The 22,114-nt window shown below is 64.0% G+C and carries 25 protein-coding genes and 1 pseudogene; 15 read left to right on the top strand and 11 right to left on the bottom strand.

What is annotated here, in order from left to right; translation table 11 throughout:
* Positions 1-267: 267 nt before the first annotated feature.
* The 6 genes from LB552_RS13790 to LB552_RS13765 all read left to right on the top strand — a co-directional run bounded on the left by LB552_RS13790 (position 268) and on the right by LB552_RS13765 (position 6,707).
* Positions 268-441, top strand: a complete 174-nt coding sequence (locus LB552_RS13790) for an RcnB family protein (protein ID WP_224606850.1) — start codon at positions 268-270, stop codon at positions 439-441.
* 135 nt (positions 442-576) lie between these two features.
* Entirely contained in the window at positions 577-2,517 is a 1,941-nt protein-coding gene (dnaG, locus tag LB552_RS13785) for a DNA primase (protein WP_224606829.1), read from the top strand.
* 426 nt (positions 2,518-2,943) lie between these two features.
* Positions 2,944-4,971 (top strand): RNA polymerase sigma factor RpoD, encoded by a 2,028-nt coding sequence (gene rpoD / locus LB552_RS13780; RefSeq protein ID WP_095766628.1) that lies wholly within the window; start codon positions 2,944-2,946, stop codon positions 4,969-4,971.
* Between the two features lie 208 nt (positions 4,972-5,179).
* On the top strand, positions 5,180-5,473 hold the full coding sequence (locus LB552_RS13775; RefSeq protein WP_095766734.1) for a GYD domain-containing protein: 294 nt from the start codon (positions 5,180-5,182) through the stop codon (positions 5,471-5,473).
* A 61-nt stretch (positions 5,474-5,534) separates the two neighbouring features.
* Positions 5,535-5,915, top strand: a complete 381-nt coding sequence (locus LB552_RS13770) for a thiol-disulfide oxidoreductase DCC family protein (RefSeq protein ID WP_224606810.1) — start codon at positions 5,535-5,537, stop codon at positions 5,913-5,915.
* 135 nt (positions 5,916-6,050) lie between these two features.
* The gene (locus LB552_RS13765) at positions 6,051-6,707 is read left to right on the top strand and encodes a PadR family transcriptional regulator (protein WP_140838492.1); all 657 of its coding nucleotides are present in this window, start codon (positions 6,051-6,053) and stop codon (positions 6,705-6,707) included.
* A gap of 73 nt (positions 6,708-6,780) precedes the next feature.
* Here the strand turns inward: LB552_RS13765 and LB552_RS13760 are convergent, their stop codons facing one another.
* Complete coding sequence (locus LB552_RS13760; RefSeq protein WP_095766630.1) at positions 6,781-7,041, bottom strand: YiaA/YiaB family inner membrane protein; 261 nt, start codon at positions 7,039-7,041, stop codon at positions 6,781-6,783.
* 43 nt (positions 7,042-7,084) lie between these two features.
* A complete protein-coding gene (locus LB552_RS13755; RefSeq protein WP_224606807.1) occupies positions 7,085-7,762 on the bottom strand; it encodes a PspA/IM30 family protein in 678 nt (225 codons plus the stop codon).
* Between the two features lie 176 nt (positions 7,763-7,938).
* Between LB552_RS13755 and LB552_RS13750 the strand changes: the two genes are divergently transcribed.
* Positions 7,939-8,580, top strand: a complete 642-nt coding sequence (locus LB552_RS13750; protein WP_224606788.1) for a TetR/AcrR family transcriptional regulator — start codon at positions 7,939-7,941, stop codon at positions 8,578-8,580.
* Between the two features lie 49 nt (positions 8,581-8,629).
* Positions 8,630-8,920 carry an HlyU family transcriptional regulator gene (locus LB552_RS13745; protein ID WP_095766632.1) on the top strand — a complete coding sequence of 97 codons (291 nt, stop codon included), beginning with the start codon at positions 8,630-8,632 and terminating at the stop codon, positions 8,918-8,920.
* A gap of 36 nt (positions 8,921-8,956) precedes the next feature.
* Here LB552_RS13745 and LB552_RS13740 read toward each other — a convergent pair whose 3' ends face one another.
* The 3 genes from LB552_RS13740 to LB552_RS13730 form a co-directional block, all read right to left on the bottom strand.
* A complete protein-coding gene (locus tag LB552_RS13740) occupies positions 8,957-9,889 on the bottom strand; it encodes a 3-keto-5-aminohexanoate cleavage protein (RefSeq protein ID WP_224606785.1) in 933 nt (310 codons plus the stop codon).
* Positions 9,890-9,926: 37 nt separating this feature from the next.
* Complete coding sequence (locus tag LB552_RS13735; protein WP_224606782.1) at positions 9,927-10,088, bottom strand: hypothetical protein; 162 nt, start codon at positions 10,086-10,088, stop codon at positions 9,927-9,929.
* A gap of 239 nt (positions 10,089-10,327) precedes the next feature.
* Entirely contained in the window at positions 10,328-10,966 is a 639-nt protein-coding gene (locus tag LB552_RS13730; protein WP_224606779.1) for an FMN-dependent NADH-azoreductase, read from the bottom strand.
* Between the two features lie 113 nt (positions 10,967-11,079).
* On the opposite strand from LB552_RS13730, the gene LB552_RS13725 reads away from it, so the two are divergent.
* The gene (locus LB552_RS13725; RefSeq protein WP_224606776.1) at positions 11,080-12,027 is read left to right on the top strand and encodes a LysR family transcriptional regulator; all 948 of its coding nucleotides are present in this window, start codon (positions 11,080-11,082) and stop codon (positions 12,025-12,027) included.
* On the opposite strand, the gene LB552_RS13720 is transcribed toward LB552_RS13725, so the two are convergent.
* The gene (locus tag LB552_RS13720) at positions 11,969-12,595 is read right to left on the bottom strand and encodes a TetR/AcrR family transcriptional regulator (protein ID WP_224606774.1); all 627 of its coding nucleotides are present in this window, start codon (positions 12,593-12,595) and stop codon (positions 11,969-11,971) included. The two genes, LB552_RS13725 and LB552_RS13720, sit on opposite strands and share 59 nt — an antisense overlap.
* A gap of 66 nt (positions 12,596-12,661) precedes the next feature.
* On the opposite strand from LB552_RS13720, the pseudogene LB552_RS13715 reads away from it, so the two are divergent.
* Positions 12,662-13,086: pseudogene (locus LB552_RS13715) on the top strand (VOC family protein).
* Between the two features lie 15 nt (positions 13,087-13,101).
* Here LB552_RS13715 and LB552_RS13710 read toward each other — a convergent pair.
* Positions 13,102-14,049 carry a S1C family serine protease gene (locus tag LB552_RS13710; protein ID WP_224606771.1) on the bottom strand — a complete coding sequence of 316 codons (948 nt, stop codon included), beginning with the start codon at positions 14,047-14,049 and terminating at the stop codon, positions 13,102-13,104.
* A gap of 160 nt (positions 14,050-14,209) precedes the next feature.
* On the opposite strand from LB552_RS13710, the gene LB552_RS13705 reads away from it, so the two are divergent.
* A complete protein-coding gene (locus LB552_RS13705; protein ID WP_224606768.1) occupies positions 14,210-15,085 on the top strand; it encodes a S1C family serine protease in 876 nt (291 codons plus the stop codon).
* A gap of 8 nt (positions 15,086-15,093) precedes the next feature.
* On the top strand, positions 15,094-15,738 hold the full coding sequence (locus tag LB552_RS13700; RefSeq protein WP_224606766.1) for a helix-turn-helix transcriptional regulator: 645 nt from the start codon (positions 15,094-15,096) through the stop codon (positions 15,736-15,738).
* Between the two features lie 4 nt (positions 15,739-15,742).
* Here LB552_RS13700 and LB552_RS13695 read toward each other — a convergent pair whose 3' ends face one another.
* The gene (locus LB552_RS13695; RefSeq protein ID WP_224543081.1) at positions 15,743-16,132 is read right to left on the bottom strand and encodes a type II toxin-antitoxin system VapC family toxin; all 390 of its coding nucleotides are present in this window, start codon (positions 16,130-16,132) and stop codon (positions 15,743-15,745) included.
* Positions 16,129-16,395 (bottom strand): type II toxin-antitoxin system VapB family antitoxin, encoded by a 267-nt coding sequence (locus LB552_RS13690; protein ID WP_224606762.1) that lies wholly within the window; start codon positions 16,393-16,395, stop codon positions 16,129-16,131. The genes LB552_RS13695 and LB552_RS13690 overlap by 4 nt, the downstream gene beginning before the upstream one ends.
* Positions 16,396-16,552: 157 nt before the next feature.
* On the opposite strand from LB552_RS13690, the gene LB552_RS13685 reads away from it, so the two are divergent.
* Positions 16,553-17,419, top strand: a complete 867-nt coding sequence (locus LB552_RS13685; protein ID WP_224606746.1) for an SDR family oxidoreductase — start codon at positions 16,553-16,555, stop codon at positions 17,417-17,419.
* Here LB552_RS13685 and LB552_RS13680 read toward each other — a convergent pair.
* Positions 17,413-17,952, bottom strand: coding sequence for a TIGR00645 family protein (locus tag LB552_RS13680; protein ID WP_095766641.1), 540 nt, complete (start codon positions 17,950-17,952; stop codon positions 17,413-17,415). The genes LB552_RS13685 and LB552_RS13680 overlap by 7 nt on opposite strands.
* A 419-nt stretch (positions 17,953-18,371) precedes the next feature.
* Complete coding sequence (locus tag LB552_RS13675; RefSeq protein WP_224606743.1) at positions 18,372-20,948, bottom strand: OmpA family protein; 2,577 nt, start codon at positions 20,946-20,948, stop codon at positions 18,372-18,374.
* Between the two features lie 82 nt (positions 20,949-21,030).
* Here LB552_RS13675 and LB552_RS13670 point away from each other — a divergent pair, with 82 nt between their 5' ends.
* Both LB552_RS13670 and LB552_RS13665 read left to right on the top strand, forming a co-directional pair.
* The gene (locus LB552_RS13670; RefSeq protein ID WP_095766643.1) at positions 21,031-21,477 is read left to right on the top strand and encodes a YcgN family cysteine cluster protein; all 447 of its coding nucleotides are present in this window, start codon (positions 21,031-21,033) and stop codon (positions 21,475-21,477) included.
* A gap of 272 nt (positions 21,478-21,749) precedes the next feature.
* Positions 21,750-22,103 carry a hypothetical protein gene (locus tag LB552_RS13665; protein ID WP_095766645.1) on the top strand — a complete coding sequence of 118 codons (354 nt, stop codon included), beginning with the start codon at positions 21,750-21,752 and terminating at the stop codon, positions 22,101-22,103.
* The last annotated feature ends 11 nt before the right edge of the window (positions 22,104-22,114 follow it).

Raw genomic sequence — 22,114 nt, 5'->3', positions numbered from 1 at the left:
GCAGAATTGTAATTCGGGTGTTCAGTTTCGGTTCCATTGGCGGCTATTCCCCTGCCTATCGACAACAAGGAATACCGCCATGAAGCGTCTCATACTTTGCGCCGTCACCGCCTCGATGCTGGCCGCCTCGGCCTTCTCCGGCCAGGCCGCGCCGCTCGCCCAGCCAGGCACGCCGCAGTCGAGCTACACCCAGGTCGACTGGCAGAAGCCCGGCAGGCATGTCGACAAGCGGGTCATCGTCAAGAAGAAGGTGGTAAGGCGCAGCCATTGGCGCAACGGCCAAAGATATTCCAACTGGAAGCGTCACCAGCAGTCCGCGACTGGAACCGCTACGGCCTGCGCCGCCCTGGTCCCGGCCAGGAATGGATCCGCGTCGGCAACGACTATTTGCTGGTCAGCATCCTCTCCGGCATCGTCTTCGGCGCGATCGCCGCCCAGTAATCCGCGACAATCCGGAAATCCGGTAGGCGGCCGCCCGGCCGCCTTCTTTTCGTCTGTGAAAAGCGGGTACGACGGGCCGGATGGGGTCGCCGTGCCCGGGCGGGTTGATTATATGGACGGCAAACGAGTTCCCCGATGCGCTTTCCGCCCGCCTTCCTCGACGAGATACGCGACCGCGTGCCGATTTCGCAGGTCATCGGCACGCGCGTCGCATGGGACAGGAAGAAGACCAACGCGTCGCGCGGCGACTACTGGGCCTGCTGTCCCTTCCACGGCGAGAAGAGCCCGTCCTTCCATTGCGAGGACAAGAAGGGCCGCTATCACTGCTTCGGCTGCTCGGTTTCGGGCGACCATTTCAAGTTCCTCACCGAGCTAGACGGATTAAGCTTCCCCGAAGCCGTCGAGAAGATCGCCGAGATGGCCGGCGTGCCGATGCCGGTGCGCGACGAACAGGAAGAGCGGCGCGAGAAGGAACGCGCCAGCCTGACCGACGTCATGGAAATGGCGACCGCCTTCTTCCAGGAGCGGCTGCAGAGCGCCGACGGCGCCAAAGCCCGCGCGTATCTGCGCGACCGCGGGCTGACGCCGGCAACGCAGCAATCCTTCCGTCTGGGCTATGCGCCCGACAGCCGCAACGCGCTCAAGGAACATCTTGCCGCCAAGGGCGTGCCGAAGGCCGATATCGAGGCTTGCGGCCTGGTGCGGCACGGCGACGACATTCCGGTCTCCTATGACTGGTTCCGCGACCGCATCATGTTTCCAATCCCGGATTCGCGCGGGAAGATCATCGCCTTCGGCGGACGGGCGCTGGCGCCCGATGCCTTGGCCAAATACATGAACTCGCCGGAGACCGAGCTCTTCCACAAGGGCAACGTGCTCTACAATTTCGCTCGCGCCCGCAGGGCGATCGCGAAAGGCGGCACGGTGATCGCGGTCGAAGGCTATATGGACGTGATCGCGCTGGCGCAGGCCGGCTTCGAGAATGCCGTGGCGCCGCTCGGCACCGCGCTCACCGAAAACCAGCTCGAACTTCTGTGGCGCATGGCGCCCGAGCCGGTGCTTTGCTTCGACGGCGACCAGGCCGGGCTGAAGGCGGCATGGCGGGCGGCCGATCTCGCGCTCCCGTCGGCGCAGACCGACCGCCGGGCGCGCTTTGCCTTGTTGCCGGAAGGCAAGGATCCCGACGATCTGGTCAAGGCCGAAGGGCCGGACGCGTTCCGCGCCGTGCTTGCCGATGCGCGGCCGCTGGACGAACTGTTATGGATGCGCGAGACGGCAGGCGGTGTCTTCGATACGCCGGAGCGGCGAGCTGAGTTGCGGAAAAGGCTGCGGGAGTTGACCAGCCGCATCCGCGACGAGAGCGTGCGTTATTACTATCAGCAGACAATGGACGAGCGGGAGCGGAACTTCTTCGGCTCCCAGCGGAGCGTTCGGCAAGGCCGTCAGGATTGGAAGCCAGGGCAGGGCAAGTCGCCCGTGCCCGGCGGGCAGTTCGCGAAAGGTGGGGCGGCCGGCGGGCGCGCCGCGATCACCGAGAGCCTGGGTCGCTCGGCGCTGGTCAAGCGGGCCGGCGAGGGGATGTCGGTGCGCGAGGCGACGATTATCGTGGCGCTGGTCAATCATCCGGCGCTGATCGACGAGAATTTCGCCCACGTCGAATTCCTCGACCTCGCCAATTCGGATTTGCGCAAGCTGCACGCGGCCATTCTCGACGCCATGGCGCATGACGCGGCCGACGAGCGCGGCGCGGTCATCGCCACCATCGAGCGCGCCGGATGCAGCGGCATCTGGGAGCGGGCTGTCGAGTTGATCAAGCGAGCGCGGCAATGGCCGGCGCTGGAAACGGCGGCGCTTGACGATGCCCGCGACGCCTTCAACCAGGCGCTGCACTTGCAGCGCAGCGCCCGCACATTACATAGAGAGCTGAAACAGGCGCAGGCGGCGCTCGATGCAGACCCTTCGGACGAAAACTTCCGGCATCTCGTCGAGATTCAAGCGCAATTCAACGATGTGCAGGCAACGGAAGCGCTGATCGAAGGATTCGGCGTCTCGTCGGGCAGGGTTGGCCGCGTTTAGGCCGAACACCACCCATTGGAAGTGAAGTGGAAATGCGCGGCGCGTCGAATCGACGCCTCTAAGTCGGGTAATTGATTCGCTTTTTTCATGCGAATCATGCCAGAGGCGCTTGACCTTCTGGCAGATTGGCGGAATCAGGACGATTCGAAACGTTAACCGTGCCACGGCATCGACGGGAATTCGAGCGATGTGAGGCACCGGTGGCGACTGGACAGGCAAAGTGCCCGCTCCAGATATCAGGGTTAATCTGGACTTAATGCATGTCGCCCAAAAGTGGAAACCGGTTTGGGACAGAGACATGCACAAAACAAAAGAGATGACACGGTTGCTGGGCCGGTGAAAAGCATTCCGGCGCGAGCGCGTCCAGCATAAACGGTACGGCAGTTTACGCGGCCCCAATATTCGGCCGCTTGGAGACGACAAAGAATGGCGACAAAGGAAAAGGAAGAGGTCGAGACCGAACGCGAAGGCGCCACTGATGGCCCCCTGCTCGACCTTTCCGACGATGCTGTCAAGAAGATGATCAAGGCCGCGAAGAAACGCGGCTATGTCACGCTCGACGAGCTCAACGCGGTGCTGCCCTCGGAAGAGACGGATCCGGACCGCATCGAAGATATCAATGCGATGCTCAGCGACATGGGCATCAACGTCGTCGAGGACGACGAGGTGGGCGAGGAGGCGGAAGCCGAGCCGGCCGCCGACGCCGAGGAAGACGCCAACGAGCTCGCCGAGCAGACCGGCACCGCCGTCGCCGCCACGACCACCAAGAAAGAGCCGACCGATCGCACCGACGACCCGGTGCGCATGTATCTGCGCGAGATGGGCTCGGTAGAGCTTCTGTCGCGCGAGGGCGAAATTGCGATCGCCAAGCGCATCGAGGCCGGCCGCGAAACGATGATCGCGGGGCTGTGCGAAAGCCCGCTGACGTTCCAGGCCATCATCATCTGGCGCGATGAGCTCAACGAATCGAAGATCCTGCTGCGCGAGATCATCGACCTCGAGGCGACCTATGCCGGCCCCGAAGCCAAGCAGGCGCCCGTCGTCGAACGCATCGAGGAAGCGCCCAAGCCCGAGGAGAAGCCGCGCGGCCGTTCGGCGGCACGCGAGGAAGAAGACGACATCACCAATGTCGGCGGCGACACGCGCGGGCTGGAGGAAGAGGAAGACGACGAGGACGAGGCGAGCCTGTCGCTGGCCGCGATGGAAGCGGAACTGCGCCCGCAGGTGATGGAGACGCTCGACGTCATCGCCGATACCTACAAGAAGCTGCGCAAGCTGCAGGACCAGCAGGTCGAGAACCGCCTGGCCGCGGCCGGCACGCTGTCGCCCAGCCAGGACCGCCGCCTGAAGGAGCTGAAGGACCAGCTGATCAAGGCGGTGAAGTCGCTGTCGCTCAACGCCGCGCGCATCGAGGCGCTGGTCGAGCAGCTCTACGACATCAACAAGCGCCTGGTGCAGAACGAGGGCAAGCTTTTGCGCCTCGCCGAAAGCTATGGCGTGCGGCGCGAGGAGTTCCTGCGGGAGTATCAGGGCTCGGAGCTCGATCCGAACTGGACGCGCTCGATCGCCAACCTGACGTCGCGCGGCTGGAAGGAGTTCACCAAGAACGAGAAGGATGCGATCAAGGAGCTGCGCGCCGAGATTCAGAACCTCGCCACCGAAACGGCGATCTCGATCCTGGAATTCCGCAAGATCGTGAACCAGGTGCAGAAGGGCGAGCGCGAGGCCGCGATCGCCAAGAAGGAAATGGTCGAGGCGAATCTTCGCCTGGTCATCTCCATCGCCAAGAAATACACCAACCGCGGCCTGCAGTTCCTCGACCTGATCCAGGAAGGCAATATCGGCCTGATGAAGGCGGTCGACAAGTTCGAGTACCGCCGCGGCTACAAGTTCTCGACCTACGCCACCTGGTGGATCCGGCAGGCCATCACCCGCTCGATCGCCGACCAGGCGCGCACCATCCGCATTCCGGTGCACATGATCGAGACGATCAACAAGATCGTGCGCACCTCGCGCCAGATGCTGCATGAGATCGGCCGCGAGCCGACGCCGGAGGAACTGGCGGAAAAGCTCGCCATGCCGCTGGAAAAAGTGCGCAAGGTGCTGAAGATCGCCAAAGAGCCGATCTCGCTCGAAACGCCTGTCGGCGACGAGGAGGATTCGCATCTCGGCGACTTCATCGAGGACAAGATGGCGATCCTGCCGATCGACGCGGCGATCCAGGCCAATTTGCGCGAGACGACGACGCGCGTGCTTGCCTCGCTGACGCCGCGCGAGGAGCGCGTGCTCAGAATGCGCTTCGGCATCGGCATGAACACCGATCATACGCTGGAAGAAGTCGGCCAGCAGTTCTCGGTGACGCGCGAGCGTATCCGCCAGATCGAGGCCAAGGCGCTGCGCAAGCTCAAGCATCCGAGCAGGTCGCGCAAGCTGAGAAGCTTCCTCGACAGCTGAGCGGGAATACAATCACACGAAATCGAAAGGGCGCCTCGGGCGCCCTTTTTGCTTTTCCGGCTACATCTCATGCCGCCTTGTCGGGTTTGCCCGACAGGAGGATAATCGTGCGTCGGATGCATTTATGGGCGACAAGCCGGATGCCCGCCCCGGCGCCGGTCGCAGCGGCCAGGTGTCGCGCTCCGTGGCTCCCGGTGGGAGGTGTGCCATGACAACCTATATCGTGCTTATCAACTGGACTGAGCTCGGCGCCAAGAATGTGCGGGAATCGCCGAAACGGCTCGATGCGGCCAAGAAGCTGCTGGGGGAAATGGGCGGTTCGTTCAAGGCATTCTACCTGACCATGGGCGAATGCGACATGGTCGCCATCGTCGAGGCACCGGATGATGCGGTGCTCGCCCGCTTCGCGCTGATGTTGTCGTCGGGCGGCAATGTCAAAACGCGGACGATGAAGGCGTTTCCGGAATTCGCCTATCGCGAGATCATCAGCTCGCTCGGGTAAAGTGGCTGACGGGCGCAGCGCGGCTGTTGCGAAGCCGCGCCGCATTCCCGATAGTCGCGCCATGCCCGAGCCGTTGCTGACAGTCTGGTACAACACACGCTGTCCGGTATGCGACGCCGGCATCAACCACCAGAGGCGGCGGCTGGTCGAGGCGGTCAAGGCGGGCCGCGTCGAATTCCGCGACATCAATTTCGAACCTGAGGCGCTCACCGCCTTCGGCGCCTCGCTGGAGGATATCCGCCGGCGCCTGCATGCGACCGACGCCAGCGGGCGGCTGCTGGTCGGCGCCGACGTGGCGATCGCGGTCTGGCGGATCACGCCGGGCGAGGGATGGCTGGCGAGCTTGTTCGGCAATCCCATCGCGCTGCCGTTGACGCGCTTTGCCTATGACCGTTTCGCGGACGTGCTCTACGCCTGGAACCGACGCAAGGGCCATTGGTAGCGGTCTGGCCCAGCCGTATGAGGACGTATGCGCGATCTTGGAACGGCGTAAGATACATCTTAAGATATATCTTGACTCAACACGCGTCGCGCCTTACTTACGATGTATCGTAAGATATAGATCAAGGAGCAATCCATGCACAGACACAACCACTTCGGCGAGCGCATGTTCATGCATATGGCCGGCAAATTTGGTGGCAGAGGAGGCGGCGGTTTCGGCCCGTTCGGCCATGGCGGCAGGGGCGGTGGACGCGGCGGCCCGGGCGACATGTTCCGCGCCGGGCGCATGCTGGCCGACGGCGATCTCAAGCTGATCACGCTGTCGCTGCTGGCCGACGCGCCGCGCCACGGCTACGACATCATCAAAGCTCTGGAAGAGCGCACCAGCGGCATCTACAGCCCGAGCCCAGGCGTGGTTTATCCGACGCTGACCTTCCTGGAGGAGGCGGGCTACGCGGTATCCTCGAGCGAAGGCAACAAGAAGGTGTTTTCGATCACCGAGGCCGGCAAGGCGCATCTGGACGAGAACCGCGAGATGATCGACAGCGTGCTCGACCATCTCGAGCGTTTCGGCCGCAAGATGGCCGCGGCGCGCGAATGGTTCGGCTGGGGCGACGACAAGGACGAGGGGCGCCGCGGCCGCTCCGAAACGCGTGACCGGTTCCGCTCGTTGCGACACCGGCTGCGCGCCGCGCTCGGCGACATCGCCGACGCGCCGGAGGACAAGCAGGCCGAGGCGATCAGCATCCTGGAAGACGCCGCCGAGGCGATCGAAGCCTTGGCTCGCCGCTAAGACATTCTCATAGGGAAGCCCAAAAGCCCGGATCGCTCCGGGCTTTTGTATTCAGTCAGCGATCGGCAAGGGATTATTCCTTGCCGACATATTCGCTGATCAGCTTCTCGTTGCGCGCCTTCTCGATCTTGGCAGTGGTCTCGGCCGCAATCCGCTCGTCGGTGCGGTATTTGACCAGGTTCACCAGGCTGCCGGTGAGCAGCAGCACGCCCATCGCCCAGTAACCTTTGGTCGAGAGGTCGACGGGAGCAAGCCACAGCGACAGGCCGAGCATGAAATAGGCAGCGCCCACCGATATGGTGTTGAAGAGGATATAGGTCTGATTGCCGTTCATCGTCGTATTCCTTGGATTTGATCCGTCACGGGAAATTGCGGGTTCAGTTCAGGGATTTGAGGCGTGCCAGAACATCCTGGGCGCGCACCTTGGTGGCCGGTCCATGGCCTGCTTCGGCGAGACGTTCGCGGATCGCCTCGTGGCGCAGCTCGCCGTCGATCTCGTCGAGGATGCTGGCTTCCTCGAACGGGTCGGAGCTGTCCTTGATGCGGGCCAGCAATTCCTCCGCTTCGTTGATGCTTGCGGTGCGGCCGATCGAGTGGTTGAGGCGCGACTGCGCCTTGCGTTCGGCATCGATCGCCCGGGCTGAGATCATGCCTTGGTGGAGATCGATGATGCGGCGATGCGCCTGTTCCACGGACAGACGCATCCGCAAGGTCTTCTCGCCCAGGCTCTTGACCGTGGCGCGACGAACCTCGCGCTCGTTCTCGAGTTCGGCGATTGCGGAGGCGCCGCCTTCGGCAAGCGCCTGGTTGTTGGCGGAAAGCGCGCTGAGCGTGCGGGTTTCCAGATCGGCGATGCGGCGGTCGAGCTGGTCGAGGCTGGTCTGCTCGGCGCGCTGGCGCACGATCAGCGAGGCGAGCGTCTGCTTGGCAGCGGCTAGGCCCGCCTCTGCGTCGCGGATGCGCTGGGCCAGAAGGTCGATCGCAAAACGATCCTTCAGATTGTCCTCGGCCCGCGCGCTGGCGCCGTCTAGCAATGTCCTGATCAGGCTAAGCATGGTGTTCTCCCTGTTTGCGTGAACGTTGTTCACAAGCTCAACATAACAGGAAATGAACATTGTTCAAGAGCTATTTTGAACGCTGTTCATGAGGCGTCGGGCATGGTAAACGCACGCAAATGGAATGAATTCGGGGCCGGGCTTGCCGACTTCGGACATAAGGACAGGAAAGAAGCATGGCGCTGGACAAGGAAGAGATGAGTGAGAAGGTGCTCGCCATTGCCGAGGCGCTGCTCAACGAGGGTGGCGCCGACAACCTGAAAGCGCGCACCATTGCCGAGAAGGCCGGCATCTCGGTCGGATCCGTCTATAACCTCTTTGCCGATCTCGACGAGGTGCACCGTGCCGTGAACATGCGGCTGCTCGACCGGCTCGGCGCGACAGGCATCGCGGCGATGGCCGATCTCGAAAGGCAAGGGGTAACCGATGTCCGGCACCGCATCCTGGCGATGGCGGCGGCCTATGTGCGCTTCGTCGAGGCGCATCCCGGCAGCTGGCCGGCGGTGCTTGCGTTCAACCGCCGCCGGGCGACGCGGCCGGGCCCCGATGCCTATGACGCGCTGCTCGACGCGCTCTTCGACATCGTCGCCGGCGTGCTCAAGGCCGGCGATTTCGGCCTCGACGACGACCGCCGCGCGCTTGCGGCGCGGACCTTGTGGTCAAGCGTGCACGGCATCGTGACCAGCGGCTATGTGGCGAATTCGAACAGCAGGCAGGCCGAGGAGATCTGGCATCAGATCGAGCTTCTGGTCGGTGTTTTCGTCAAGGGACTGGAACACGGCGGCGCATTCGCGCATGCTGACGCAAAGCCTGCGTAACCAGGGGCGCCGCGAATCCTTGGTGCCCGCGTGATAGGAGTTTTGAAAAATGTCTTTTCTGAAGAAGCTTTTCGGCGGCGGCGGTGAGGCAACGGAGGCCGGCACCGCCAAGCCGGCAAAGCAGGTCGAGCACAAGGGATTTCTGATCAGCGCGACGCCCTACAAGGCCGAGGGCCAATACCAGACCTGCGGCGTCGTCTCGAAGGAAGTGGACGGCGTGATGAAGGAGCACCGCTTCATCCGCGCCGACCGCTTCGCCGGGCTGGACGACGCCGTCGACATCTCGATCAAGAAGGGCATCCAGCTCGTCGACGAGCAGGGCGAGCGGATGTTCGGGTAAGCAGTACTTCCGCTGCGCCCGCCAGCTTCTCCTCGCTCAGAACGAGACCTTGTCGCCGCCTTTGAGCTGGAGGATCTGCCGCGCTTCGTCGGGTGTGGCGATCGAGGCGCCGAGGCCTTCGATGATCTGGCGCACCTTGGTCACCTGTTCGGCGCTGGAGCGGGCGAGCTTGCCCTTGCCGATCCATAGCGAGTCTTCCAGACCGACACGTACATTGCCGCCGAGCGCAATCGCCTGCGTAGCGATCGGCAGTTGGTGGCGGCCGGCGCCCAGCACCGACCAGTGATAGTCGTTGCCGAACAGGCGGTCGGCGGTGCGCTTCATATGGGCAACGTCTTCCGGGTGAGTGCCGATGCCGCCGAGGATGCCGAACACGCTCTGGACGAAGAACGGCGCCTTGACCAGGCCGCGCTCGACGAAATGCGCCAGCGTGTAGAGATGGCCGATGTCGTAGCATTCGATCTCGAAACGCGTGCCGTTGTCGGCGCAGGTACGCAAGATGTGCTCGATGTCGCCAAAGGTGTTGCGGAAGATGCGGTCGCGCGAGGATTCCAGATAGGGCCGCTCCCAGTCATGCTCGAAGGTCTTGAAGCGCTCCAGCATCGGGAACAGCGCGAAATTCATCGAGCCCATGTTGAGCGACGCGACTTCGGGCGCGAACATCTTGGCCGGCCTGACGCGCTCCTCCACGCTCATGGTCGCCGCACCCCCGGTGGTGATGTTGACCACGCAGTTGGAGCGCTGCTTGATGATCTGCAGGAACGGGGCGAAGGCCTCGGTCGACTGGTCTGGGCGCCCGTCGACCGGGTTGCGGGCGTGAAGGTGGACGATCGCAGCACCCGCTACGGCCGCCTCGATGGCGGCAGTGGCGATCTCCTCAGCCGTCACCGGCAGATGCGGCGACATTGACGGCGTATGGATCGAGCCTGTGACCGCGCAGGTGATGATGATCTTGTTCTGGTTCGCCACTTTTGGTGTCCTGACTTCGTTGTTGGACTGCGCCTAGTTAACCGCGCCTTACTTTGATGTCGGAAATGAACTGCTTCGACAGCACGATGTCGAGCAAGGTAATCGGCGGTGCCGCCAGTGTCAGCCCGGTGAACAGCACCCCCCAGTCGGTGGTGAATTCGCCGACGAACACGGTCAGCCCTTGCGGCAGTGTCTTCAAATTGTCGGAGGTGATCAGGACCAGGGGGAAGAAAAAGTCGTTCCAGCTGTTTGCGCCGGCGGCGGGCGGATCGCTGTCGGTACGCAGGAGGATATCGGATCGCGCTCGGCGCCGTGGGGCTGATCCTGCGCGAGGACCGTCATCCAGCCGCGGCGCTGCCGCCGCTATAGCGCGGGCGAAAATGCAAAAGAGGCGGGCGCTGGCGGGCGCCTGCCTCTTTTCATTTTCGGCATCGGCGGTCAGGCCGCGGCGGCGACCTGGTCAGCCGTGGCGGCGGCGATCGCGTCGACCTTGGCAGTGGCCTTGGCGAGCGCGGCGGTGACGGCGTCGGCGCCCATACCGACACCCTCGACGCGGATGATTTCGACATCAGTCATGCCGAGGAAGCCGAGCACGCTGCGCAGATAGGGAACGGCATGGTCCATCTGTACTGCGGCGCCTTCCGAATAGATGCCGCCGGACGCGAGCACGATATAGACCTTCTTGCCATTGACGAGGCCCTTCGGACCGCCTTCGCCATAAGCAAAGGTCTTGCCGGAGCGGGCGACGTGGTCGACCCAGGACTTCAGCGTCGAGGAGATGTTGAAGTTGATGAAGCCTGTCGCGAGGATCACGGTGTCGGCAGCGAAAAGCTCGTCGAGCACGGCGTCGGAAACACCGACGACCTCGGCCTGGCGCGGCGTGCGTGCTTCGGCCGGCGTGTAGATGCCGGTGGCGTAGTCAGGGTCGATATGCGGCAGCGGATTGGCGACGAGATCGCGCACGACAAGCGTGTTGGCCGGATCGGCGGCAGCGAGCTTCCGGGCAAGATCGGTGGCGACGCGGGTCGAGTGCGAAGCGTCGCCGCGCGGGCTGGAGGTAACGAGAAGAATAGACATGGCGGTGTCCCCTTGGGGTTGGATTGAAACTTCCCCGCCAATATGGGATTGCTGCCCCATCAGGATAACTGGTATAATGTGTATACAATCCATCAACAAAATGGATGGAGAGCATGCAGCCGAACCCAACATTGGATCAGCTCCAAATCCTGGTAGCGGTGGCCGATACCGGCAGTTTCTCGGCCGCGGGGCGCAAGCTCAACCGGGCGCAGTCGGTGGTGAGCTACGGCATCGCGAATCTTGAAGCGCAGCTCGGATTGAAACTGTTCCAACGCGAAGGCGTGCGCGAGCCGCAACTGACCGATGTTGGCAAGGCGATGCTGGAAGACGCGCAACGCATGATCGGCGTGCTGCATCGCATCCGCTCGCGCGCCGATGGCTACCGGCAAGGGCTGGAGGCGGAAGTAACGGTGTCGGTCGACGTGGCGCTGCCTTCACCGGCGCTGGTGCGCGTGCTCAAAGCCTTCGAGGCGCAATTCCCGGCGGTGATGCTGAGGCTTTATATCGGCTCTCTCGGCCTGATTGTCGATCAGGTCGTCAACGGCCAGGCGGATCTTGGCTTCGGCGGCCTGCAAGGCGATGCCGATGTCAATCTGCTGCGCATCGGCTTCATCTCGCTGGTGCCGGCTGCCGCACCCGATCATCCGCTGGCGAAGCTGCCGAAGCCGGTCGGGATCGAGGATCTGCGCGAGCACATCCAGCTTGTCGTCACCGACCAGTCGGAGCGGACGCGCGGCCGCGACTATGGTGTGTTTGCCTATCGCACTTGGCGGCTGACGGATTTGCGCACCAAGCACGCGCTGATGCGCGAGGGGCTTGGCTGGGGCGGCCTGCCGCGCTGGCTGATCGCCGACGACCTCGCCAGCGGACGGCTGGTCGAGCTCGATCTCGAGCCTTACCGCGAAGTCCGTTCGCCGATGTACGCCATGCACCGCAACGACCGCAGCCCCAAGCCGGCAGCGACTTGGCTGATCGATGAGTTCAAGCGGCAGCTTGGCTGCTTCAACGAGACGGAGCCGGGCGTGTGGACGGAGGAGGGGCCGCAGACAAGCCGTCCATGAGCGCGATCAGCGCCGCGCGGTAATCCGCGGCGGATCCACCGGCCTCGATAGCCAGAGCCGCCCGGTCGAAGGCTGCCGCCAGCAAAGCGGTCAACGCCTCGGCCGGCAATCTGGTCATCGCTTGCGCGCGCATTGCCGCGATCAGGCCCTCGCGTAGCGAGCGGTTGCCGTGGCGGTTGTCGATCTCGTCCATGGCGGCGCGGCCGAGCACGGCCGGCCCGTCAAGCAGCAGAAGCCGCGTGCGGCCGGGCGATCGCATTGCCTTGAGATAGGCGTCCGAGCCGGCGATCAGCGCGTCGCGCGCGGATAGCGACGGCGGCGCGGCATGGTCGATCTCCGCCGCCACGGCCGCTGCTTCCTGCTCGACGACCGCGGCGAACAGCGCCTGCTTGTCGGCGAAGTGATGGTATAGCGCGCCACGCGTCATGCCGGCCTCGGCGACGATCTCCGGCGTGCCGGTCTCGGCATAGGATTTTTCCGTAAACAGCTTTCGCGCCGCGCGGATCAGATCGGCGCGTGTCGCCTCGGTGCGGTCACGATTGGAACGGCGCCTGGAGTCCTGTTGCATACATGCAGCCTGTATGTTATTTGCACTTACATACAGACTGTATGTTGGATGAGAGGAGAAGGAAAGATGAAGACGACCAGCTATTATCCGGTGCTGATGACGGATGATGTCGCAGCACTGCGGACTTTTATGTCGAGCATTTTCGCTTCGAGCCGCTGTTTGCGAGCGACTGGTATGTCCATCTGCGCTCGAGCGAGGACAGGCGCGTCAACCTTGGCATCGTCCAGGGCGACCACGAGACGATCCCGGAAGAAGGGCGCGGGCGCACGTCGGGCCTGCTGATCAATTTCGAGGTCCGCGATCCCGACGCCATCTATGAGCGGGTCGTCGCCGCTGGCCTGCCGATCCTGCGCAACTTGCGCGACGAGCCGTTCGGCCAGCGCCATTTCATCACCAGGGATCCCAATGGCGTGCTGATCGACGTCATCAAGCCGATCCCGCCAAGCGAGGAATTCCTGGCGCAATATGCCGAGGGCGTGGCCGGGGGTTAGGCCGGCGCGGCGATCTTAGCTCATCCGTGCCACCGGCGTCACCATAACCTGGCTGACGCCGGTGCGGCGAACGACAGTGCAGAGCGTCTCGCGGCCGATGCGCTCGGCATCGAGGATGCGCACGAGGTCGTCGACGCCGGTCACCGGCCGGCCGTCGATGGCCGCAATGATGTCGCCTTCCTTCAGCCCGGCCTTGGCGGCGGGGCCGTCCTTCTCGACGCTGCGCAGGCGCACCGCCGTGTTCGTGGTCACCTGCGACAAGAGTGCTGCTCGGCGCGGCAGATTGGTCGTGTCGGCGGAGACACCGATGAAGGCGCGGCGCACGCGGCCGAAGCGGATGATTTCCGAGATGACGAAATTGGCGGTGTTGGAGGCGACCGCGAAGGCGATGCCCTGCGCGCCGTGGATCATGGCGGTGTTGACGCCGATCACCTCGCCCGCCGACGACACCAGCGGTCCACCCGAATTGCCGGGATTGAGCGCGGCATCGGTCTGGATGACGTCGTCGATCAGCCGGCCGGTCGAGGCGCGCATCGAGCGGCCGAGCGCCGAGACGACGCCGGCGGTGACGGTCCATTCGAAGCCGAGCGGGTTGCCGATCGCGATCGCGATCTGGCCGCGGCGCAGGCGCTTGGAATCGCCGAGCGGCGCAACGTCGGCAAAGCTGCCGTCGGCGCGCACCAGCGCGATGTCGGTGTCCGGATCGCGGCCAAGCACATGGCCTTCGCGCGAGGCGCCGTCCGGCATCGTGACACGCACAGCGCGCGCGTCGCCGACGACATGGAAATTGGTGACGACCAGCCCGTCCTGCGCGATAACGAAGCCGGAGCCGTGACCGCCGGCGCCTATGCGTTCGATGCGGCAGACGGTCGGGCCGATGCGGTCGACGGCGTCGGCAACGGATGCCGAATAGACATCGAGCAGAATGTCGTCGGATGGAAGTTTTTCGGCTGCGAAAGCCATCGGCGTGTTCCCGTGTGGAATGATGACTATATGTGCGGAGCAGCGGCAATTGCCGCGACCTGACCAGATGGCCAGTCCGGCCGGCGACTAGCCGTCAGGCGAGTACCCGCGGCGGTGTTACCGAGCGATATCTGGGTCACCGAACCCGGGAGACAGTCTTATGAGCGACTTCAACCTCAGTGCCTTTTCCGACGCGATCGCCGATGTCGCGGCCGCCGCTGCCCCCGCGCTGGCGAGTTTCGTGACGCACCATCACCGCACCGCGAGCGCCTTCCACTGGCGCGACGGCTATTTCGTCACCGCCGAGGAAGCGGTCGAAGCCGGCGAAGAGATCGAATTGACGCTGGCTTCCGGCGAAACCGTCAAGGCCGAGCTCGTCGGACGCGATCCTTCGACGGGCGTTGCCCTGTTGAAGCCTGCTTCCGGCGCTGCCGCGTTGCCGCAACTGGCTCAGGCCGGCGCCGTGCGGCCCGGCCATATCGCTATTGCGGCCGGCAACAGCGACGGCGCCGCGCTTGCGGTGCTCGGCACGGTCGGCGAGGTCGGGCCGGCCTGGCGCTCGATGCGCGGCGGCACGATCGACCGGCGCATCAACCTTGCCATCAACACCGGCGGGCGCTTCGAGGGCGGGCCGGTGCTCGACGCCAAGGGCGGCGTGATCGGCATGCTCTTGTTCGGGCCGCGCCGGCGGGCGCTGGTGATGCCCTTCGAGACGATCGAGCGCGCGGTCGCGACGTTGCGCGAGAAAGGTCATGTCGCGCGCGGCTATCTCGGCGCCGGATTGCATCCGATCCGCAATGGCGACACGAAAGGCGCCATGGTGATGAGCCTCGACGATAACGGGCCGGCCAAGGCCGCCGGCCTGCATGTCGGCGACATCATCGTCGCCTGGAACGGCGAGGCGGTGCATGGTCCGCGCGAGCTTATCCGCAAGCTCGGGCCGGACAGCGCCGGCACCACCGTCACGCTCGGTGTTTCAAGCGGCGGCGCTGAGCGCGATGTCTCGATCACCATCGGCGAGAAGCCGCTGAGCTGAGAGGGTCTATGGCAAACAGCGCAGCACAAGCAGTCGCGAGACTGGAGCCGGCAATTCACCGGCTGACGGTGCTGGTCGCGCTCGCCGATGCCCAGCGCGCCGAGCAACTTGCCGATGCGCTGGCCGCGAGCGACGATCTGGCGCCGGCCTTGGCTGGAAGCGGCGTCGGCCAAATGGCGGATGTCGCCATCGCCGATGAGGCGGGCCTGGAAAGCCGGGTCGTCAGTTCGGCCACCCCAATCGTCCTGCTTTCGCGGCGTGCGGGCAGCGAGCAGGTGACGGACAATGTGCTGGCCGTGCTGCCTGCCTCCGCAGATGGCCTGCTGATCGCCGCCGCGGCGCGGTTGGCGGCCTCAGGCTACCGCGTCGGCAGAGCGGCGCCGTCGGAGGCGCATGGCGATTTCCACGATGACGAGCCTACCGAGGAAGAGACGCCTGACGACAACCAGCCTCGCCCGGCTTTGTCGCCCCGCGAGGCTGAGGTGCTGGCTCTGCTCGCCGAAGGCGCGCCGAACAAGGTCATCGCCCGGCGGCTCAACATTTCCGTCCACACGGCGAAGTTCCATGTCGCCGCCATCCTGATCAAGCTCGGCGCCGCCAACCGCACCGACGCGATTGCGATCGCGATGCGGCAGGGGCTGGTGCTGGTTTGACGCCTCAAACAGCGGGTTCGATATCGGTGAGCCGAAAATCGTCGCCCTTGAACAGCAGCGGCATCGCTTCGAGCCGGGCGGTGGCGTAAGCGATGCAGTCGCCAAAGTTCAACGCTGCGGGATGACGGCCCTTGCCGTAGCGCAGGAAAGCGTGGCGCGCGACGGCGGCGTGGTCGGCGGTGAAGGCGATCGTCTCGATCGAAGCCGTGCGCAGGAAGGCGTCGAACGGCTCCAGGATTTCATTCTGCCACCCGCCGGCGAGCACCATGCTTGTTTCGAGAAGGGTGGGCGCTGCGATCAATCGTCTTGTGGCATCCGCAATCGCCCGCACGAAACGATCATGACCCGGCTCAGCGCGGAGGATCGCGACCAGGGCCGATGAATCGATGATCATCGCGTCGGGATTCCAAGATCGTCGTAACCGAGGATCTCATCCTCGGTCATCGCATTTTCCCGCCTCGGGATATGCGCGCCGCTGTCCGAAATCGCCATCAGACGTCGAAAAAGGTCGCTGCTTTCGTCGCGAGGCACAAGCCGCTCGCGCGCAACTTCGCGCTCGAGGGATTGGCGGATAGCCTCCGTCACGGACACGCGACGGCGGCGGGCTAGCTCGCGCGCCAATTGCTCGACTTCCAAATTCTTGATCGATAGCGCCATTATACATTCTACCTCTTTGTATAGAATATATATCTCTCGACAAAGCTCGGCAAGACGGCAAGGCTCCGCAACGTCATCACGAACCACATGCGCGCGCCCTTGTGTCCGCGGATCGGTGCGGGCAAGGATCGCAGCAACGAATGACGGGAGGCAAAAAATGTCGCTCAACGGAAAGACGCTGTTCATCTCGGGCGGATCTCGCGGCATCGGGTTGGCGATCGCGCTGCGCGCGGCGCGCGACGGCGCCAATGTGACGATCGCGGCCAAGACCGCCGAGCCGCATCCAAAGCTGCCGGGCACCATCTACACGGCAGCCGAAGAGATCGAGCAGGCCGGCGGCAAGGCGCTTCCGCTGCTTTGCGACATCCGGGACGAGGTCCAGGTCGCCGATGCGGTGGCAAGAACCGTCGAGCGGTTCGGCGGCATCGACATCTGCGTCAACAATGCCAGCGCCATCCAGCTCACCGGCACGCTGGAGACCGACATGAAGCGCTACGACCTGATGCACCAGATCAATACGCGCGGCACCTTCCTCGTCTCCAAAATGTGCATTCCCCACCTTAAGTTGGCAAAGAATCCTCACATCCTGAATCTGGCGCCCCCGCTCGACATGAAGGCCAAGTGGTTCAAGAACCATGTCGCCTACACAATGGCCAAGTTCGGCATGTCGATGTGCACGCTGGGCATGAGCGCCGAATTCGCCAAGGACGGTATCGCGGTCAATTCGCTATGGCCGATCTCCACCATCGATACCGCGGCCGTGCGCAATCTTCTGGGCGGTGCAACAGTGGCCGCGATGAGCCGCTCACCCGACATCATGGCCGACGCCGCGCATGCGATCTTCATGCGCCCGTCGCGCGAAGCGACTGGCAATTTCTACATCGACGAAGAGGTGCTGCGCGCCGAAGGCGTGACGGACTTTTCGATCTATGCGCCAGGCGCGGCCGATCAGCTGGCGGGCGACTTCTTCGTTCCCGACGAGGTGTTCGCGAACTCGCAGACGAAGGTAAAAAGGATCTACTGACGGACCGGGTCCGCCTCAATCCTCTCGGCCTTCTTGCCCTTGGCGAGCGCCATGACGCGGTCGATATAGGCCAGCATCAGCGCCGAGACGACGAAGGCGAGGTGGATGATGGTCAGCCACATCAGCTGGTCGGTCGTGTAGGACACCGAATTCAGGAACACCTGCAAAAGGTGGATGGAGGAGATGGCGACGATGGTCGAGGCGACCTTGACCTTCAGCGAGCCGACATCGATCGTTCCCAGCCAATGGACCTCGCCATCCTGCTCGTCGAAGCGGCTGACGAAATTCTCGTAGCCCGAGATGATGACCATCACCACCAGCGAGGCGACAAGCGCCGCGTCGATCAGGCCGAGCATCTTCAGGATCGTGTCGGTGTCGCCGAGCATGAAGGCGCTCATGACGAACTCATAGAGCTTCTTGCCGAAGGACAGCGCGTAGATCGCCAGCGCGACGCCGAGCCCGAGATAGAAGGCGACCAGCAGCCAGCGCGAGGCCAGGATGACGGATTCGATGGCGAGTTCGAGACGCTTCATGAAGGCTCCGGCCAATTGCGATAGAGCGTTTCACCGTTCACGAAAACGGCGAACCGCTCTATCTTTTGTTTTGACGCAAGTCCGGACGGAAGGCTACGGCGAAGGCGCAGAGCCTAACCGCTCACACTGTTCCTGGAATTGCTCTGGACGTATTTCGGCCAGGTGACACAGGTTTTCAAGGCAAAAAACCCCGCCGGGGAGGGGGCCCGGCGGGGCTCAACGTGTCCCGCTGGAGTCGGGACAGGGCAGGGAACGCCCTGTCTGGAATCTGGGTGCCGCAATGCGGCGATTCAATGAGCAGGCCGGTCAGGCAGGACAATTCTTCTTGAGTCGGTAAGGAAAAAAGGCCCGTCCGAAGCGGACGGGCCCGTCTTGCGCGCTGATTCTGCAGATCCGGGCAGGATCTTGAAATCAAACGCTCATTGTTGCTCGCTGTTGCTCGCCACCGGCGCCACCAGCGAGGTGATGCGGCGGATGGCGACACGCCGGTTCTCGCGGTTCGGACCGGGCGTGTTCACCTTGAGATACTCCTCGCCATAGCCCTGCGTGGTGAGGTTCTCGGCCGGGATGCCAAAGGCGTTGGTGAGCGCCTCGGCCACCGCCTCGGCGCGCCGGTCCGACAGAGCGAGGTTTGCGTCCGGCGTGCCGACGGCGTCGGTATGGCCCTCGATCAGGAAGGTTTCCGCCGGATTCTTCTTGAGCAGTTTTTCCATGGCGGTGGCGACGCCTTCGAGCTTTTGCACTTCGGTGTCGGAGAGTGTCGCCGAGCCGAAATCGAAGTTCAGCGTGTCGAGGTCGATACGCCGGGCGATGTCGCGCACGCGGGCCGAGCGCTTGACCTCGTCGATCGAGTAGAGACGCTGCACCCTTTCCACAGGTGGCTGCTCGAGGAAGGTATAATATTCGTCCGGATCCTCGACTTCCTCCGAATCCAGGATGTAGTCCCGGCGCGGGATGTCGAGCCGCATCGGTGGCAGGTCGTCGCCGGGATCGCGCCACTCGTCGACATCGTTATAGTAGCGCTCGTCGACATAGCTCAGCACGTATTCGCGGCCATCCGATGTAACGCGCGATCGCCGGATGACGTCGCCATTACGGTTGCGGATGGTGATGATCCTGACGCCGTTGTCGCGCTCCACGATTTCGCGGGTGCGGCCGCCCGAAAGATCCTCGTAGTAAACATCCCTGGCGCCGCGGGTGATGCGAGGAGCTTCGTTGCTTTCCACGAATGTTTGGTTGTTGAACTGAAGGATCACCCGGTCGCCGAATTGCTTCACCACGTCGGCACCCTGCGGCCGGCGGCGCTCACGGACAACCTGCTCGGGCGTAAGCTCGATCCGCTTGCCTTTCTCCTGGTCCACTGGGACGATCTTTTCGGGCTTGATCGCCTGCTGCGCCGACTTGTCGTCGGTGGGCGGCGGCCCCTGATCGACCGGAGCCGGCCTCTGCGCCTGCTCGCCACCTTGCTGCTGTCCGGCCTGATTGGCGTTCTGGCCGTTGCCGGCCTGGCCATTTTCGATTTGAGCGCCACCGGTCTGGGCCCCGCCGTTCTGGCCGTTGTCGTTGCGGCCCCGGTGCTTGCGTATGGCATCTTTCTGGCTGTCCAGGACGGGCGCCTCGTTCGGATTGGCGGTTTCGCCCTGCGCGGCGTTGCCATTGGCAGGCTGGTTGTTGTTCGCCGGCTGATTGCCATTGGCCGGCTGCTCGCCGGTTGCGGGTTGCTGCTCGCCGGTGAGGGGCTTGCGGCCGGTCTTCGTCTGCTCTCCGGTCTGTGGCTGTTCGCCGGTCGCGGGTTGTTCACCTGTCGAGGGCTGTTCACCCGTCGCGGGCTGTTCCGCGTTCGGCTTCTTGCCGCGCTTCTTGTTGTCCTGGGCCTGTTCGCCCTGGGCTGGCTGCTCGCCATTCTGCAGCGGCTGGGCCTGCGGCACGGGCTCACCTGCCGGCGCCCGCTTCTTGGCCGGCTCGTTGGTCTGCGTCTGCTCGGCCGGGGCGGTCTCACCCTGCTGGTTCTGCTTAAGCTTCTTCCTGAGCTGATTGCCGCCTTGCTGGTTGTCGTTGGCGGGAGCAGTCTGTTCGGTCGGGGCAACCTGCTCGCCGGCTTGGCCGGCGGGCGCACCTTCCGTCTGCTGCTGATCGTGCTTGCGCTTCTTGCGACCCTGGTTGCCTTGCTGCTGGTCGCCGGCGGCAGGCGCAGCCTGTTCCGCGGGCTGCTGGTCGGCTGGCGCCGCTTCGATCTGCTGCTGGTTGCGCTTCTTCTTGCGCGGCTGCTGCTCCTCGGCCGCGGGCTGGCCGCCCTGGTCGGCGGGTGCTGCCTGGATCTGCTGCTGTTGATCACGCTTCTTGCGCGGCTTGAATTGCTGCTCCTCGGCCGCGGGCTGGCCGCCCTGGTCGGCGGGTGCTGCCTGGATCTGCTGCTGTTGATCGCGCTTCTTGCGCGGCTTGAATTGCTGCTCGTCGGCCGCAGGCTGGCCGCCCTGGTCGGCGGGTGCCGCCTCGATCTGCTGCTGTTGGTCGCGCTTCTTGCGTGGCTTGAACTGCTGCTCGGCCGGTGCAGCTTCCCCGGACTGGGCGCCCTCCGTCTGCTGCTGCTCGTGCCGCTTCTTGCGCGGCTGTTGCTCGGATTCGGCGGGCGCGGCCTGTTCGGCCGGCGCCGATTCGCTTTGCTGCTGCTGCTCGCGCTTCTTTCTACGCGGCTGTTCGGCTCCGCCCTGCGCGCATTCTTCGGCCGACTGGCCTTCGGCGCAGGCGGCCTGAGCCAGCACGAGCGGCGCTCCGTGCAGGCCGCCGGAAGCGACACCCCCCTGAAGCGGGTACGCGCCCAACGGCGCGGATGCCATAAGCAGGCCGATTGCCGTGCCCGCCAGAATCCGTGGTTGGCGTTTCATATCGATTTCTCCTAATGGGGTCCCATCCCTGCCCAAACTTTCATCAACCATAATTGGTTCCGTCAGGCATTGGCGCCAACCAAGGATGCCTGGCCGGCCTTTTGAAGGCAATTTCGTGTTTTTCTAATGTTGATACTGGGTCGCCGCCACACAGCGCTTGACCGGAAGACCGCGGAGGGCCAAATCCAGCGAAATGACCGCGCCATTCTGGAAAACCAAGACGCTTGAGGCGATGACCCCGGCCGAATGGGAATCGCTTTGCGACGGCTGCGGCAAATGCTGCCTGTCCAAGCTCGAGGATGAGGATACGGGCGAGATCTTCTGGACAAGCGTGGGCTGCAGGCTGTTCGACGCCGAGAACTGCCGCTGCTCCGACTATGCAAACCGCCTAGCGCGGGTGCCCGATTGCGTCGGCCTGACGCCACAGAATGTGCGCACCATCACCTGGCTGCCAAAAACCTGTGCCTACCGGCTTATTGCCGAGGGCCATGATCTCTACTGGTGGCACAGACTTGTTTCGGGAAGCGCTGAGACCGTGCACGAGGCCGGCATCTCGATCCGGGGTCGGGTGAAGGCCAAGGAAACCGATCTGGCCGACCCGGACGATTATTTTGATTATATATTGGACGACGAACCTTAGCAGTTCGCGTCTGGACGACGAACCCTGACGGGTTCGCGTCTAGATGACGAACGCTGACGAGGCGCTTTTGACGAGGAACGACGAAACCTGCGGGTTCGCGTTTAGAAACCTGAGGGGCCTCGCTTTTACGCACTTACGAGCGACGAACCCTGGCGGGTTGGCGCTTATATGAACCGGACATGAATGGCCGGTTCGCGGAAGGTTCAGACGCAAAAGGGCATCTTCCAGTCATCGGTTCTACGGGCGACAGCCCACAATAAGGAGAGAAGACGATGTTCAACACGATCAGGACGGCAGCCCTTTCGGCCCTTGTCGGGCTTGGCACTTTGACCGCCATTCCGGCGCATGCGGACAGCCTCTATCTCGGTTTCGGGGACAGGCACGACCCGCGTTTCGGCATCTACACCGGCGACGATGACGGTTATCGCCGCGACTGGCGCCGCGACCGCGACTGGCGCGGCTGTTCGCCGGACCGCGCCCTCGACAAGGCCGAGCGCATGGGTCTGCACCGCGCCCGCATCGTCGACATCAGCCGCCGCACCGTGAAGGTGGCAGGCCGCCAGTATGGCGACCGTGTCGTGGTGGTGTTCGCCAACGAGCGCGGCTGCCCGATCATCTATCGCTGAGGCTGAAAGGG

It is taken from the genome of Mesorhizobium sp. CA7 (genome assembly GCF_020165015.1).
GTDB lineage: Bacteria > Pseudomonadota > Alphaproteobacteria > Rhizobiales > Rhizobiaceae > Mesorhizobium.
This window is presented reverse-complemented; position numbering and strand designations above follow the sequence as displayed.

Bases quoted from the DNA above. Each gene is read 5' to 3' on its own strand.
- dnaG (WP_224606829.1), top strand. From the start codon at position 577: ATGCGCTTTCCGCCCGCCTTCCTCGACGAGATACGCGACCGCGTGCCG.
- rpoD (WP_095766628.1), top strand. From the start codon at position 2,944: ATGGCGACAAAGGAAAAGGAAGAGGTCGAGACCGAACGCGAAGGCGCC.
- LB552_RS13775 (WP_095766734.1), top strand. From the start codon at position 5,180: ATGACAACCTATATCGTGCTTATCAACTGGACTGAGCTCGGCGCCAAG.
- LB552_RS13770 (WP_224606810.1), top strand. From the start codon at position 5,535: ATGCCCGAGCCGTTGCTGACAGTCTGGTACAACACACGCTGTCCGGTA.
- LB552_RS13765 (WP_140838492.1), top strand. From the start codon at position 6,051: ATGCACAGACACAACCACTTCGGCGAGCGCATGTTCATGCATATGGCC.
- LB552_RS13760 (WP_095766630.1), bottom strand. From the start codon at position 7,041: ATGAACGGCAATCAGACCTATATCCTCTTCAACACCATATCGGTGGGC.
- LB552_RS13755 (WP_224606807.1), bottom strand. From the start codon at position 7,762: ATGCTTAGCCTGATCAGGACATTGCTAGACGGCGCCAGCGCGCGGGCC.
- LB552_RS13750 (WP_224606788.1), top strand. From the start codon at position 7,939: ATGGCGCTGGACAAGGAAGAGATGAGTGAGAAGGTGCTCGCCATTGCC.
- LB552_RS13745 (WP_095766632.1), top strand. From the start codon at position 8,630: ATGTCTTTTCTGAAGAAGCTTTTCGGCGGCGGCGGTGAGGCAACGGAG.
- LB552_RS13730 (WP_224606779.1), bottom strand. From the start codon at position 10,966: ATGTCTATTCTTCTCGTTACCTCCAGCCCGCGCGGCGACGCTTCGCAC.
- LB552_RS13725 (WP_224606776.1), top strand. From the start codon at position 11,080: ATGCAGCCGAACCCAACATTGGATCAGCTCCAAATCCTGGTAGCGGTG.
- LB552_RS13720 (WP_224606774.1), bottom strand. From the start codon at position 12,595: ATGCAACAGGACTCCAGGCGCCGTTCCAATCGTGACCGCACCGAGGCG.
- LB552_RS13710 (WP_224606771.1), bottom strand. From the start codon at position 14,049: ATGGCTTTCGCAGCCGAAAAACTTCCATCCGACGACATTCTGCTCGAT.
- LB552_RS13705 (WP_224606768.1), top strand. From the start codon at position 14,210: ATGAGCGACTTCAACCTCAGTGCCTTTTCCGACGCGATCGCCGATGTC.
- LB552_RS13700 (WP_224606766.1), top strand. From the start codon at position 15,094: ATGGCAAACAGCGCAGCACAAGCAGTCGCGAGACTGGAGCCGGCAATT.
- LB552_RS13695 (WP_224543081.1), bottom strand. From the start codon at position 16,132: ATGATCATCGATTCATCGGCCCTGGTCGCGATCCTCCGCGCTGAGCCG.
- LB552_RS13690 (WP_224606762.1), bottom strand. From the start codon at position 16,395: ATGGCGCTATCGATCAAGAATTTGGAAGTCGAGCAATTGGCGCGCGAG.
- LB552_RS13685 (WP_224606746.1), top strand. From the start codon at position 16,553: ATGTCGCTCAACGGAAAGACGCTGTTCATCTCGGGCGGATCTCGCGGC.
- LB552_RS13680 (WP_095766641.1), bottom strand. From the start codon at position 17,952: ATGAAGCGTCTCGAACTCGCCATCGAATCCGTCATCCTGGCCTCGCGC.
- LB552_RS13670 (WP_095766643.1), top strand. From the start codon at position 21,031: ATGACCGCGCCATTCTGGAAAACCAAGACGCTTGAGGCGATGACCCCG.
- LB552_RS13665 (WP_095766645.1), top strand. From the start codon at position 21,750: ATGTTCAACACGATCAGGACGGCAGCCCTTTCGGCCCTTGTCGGGCTT.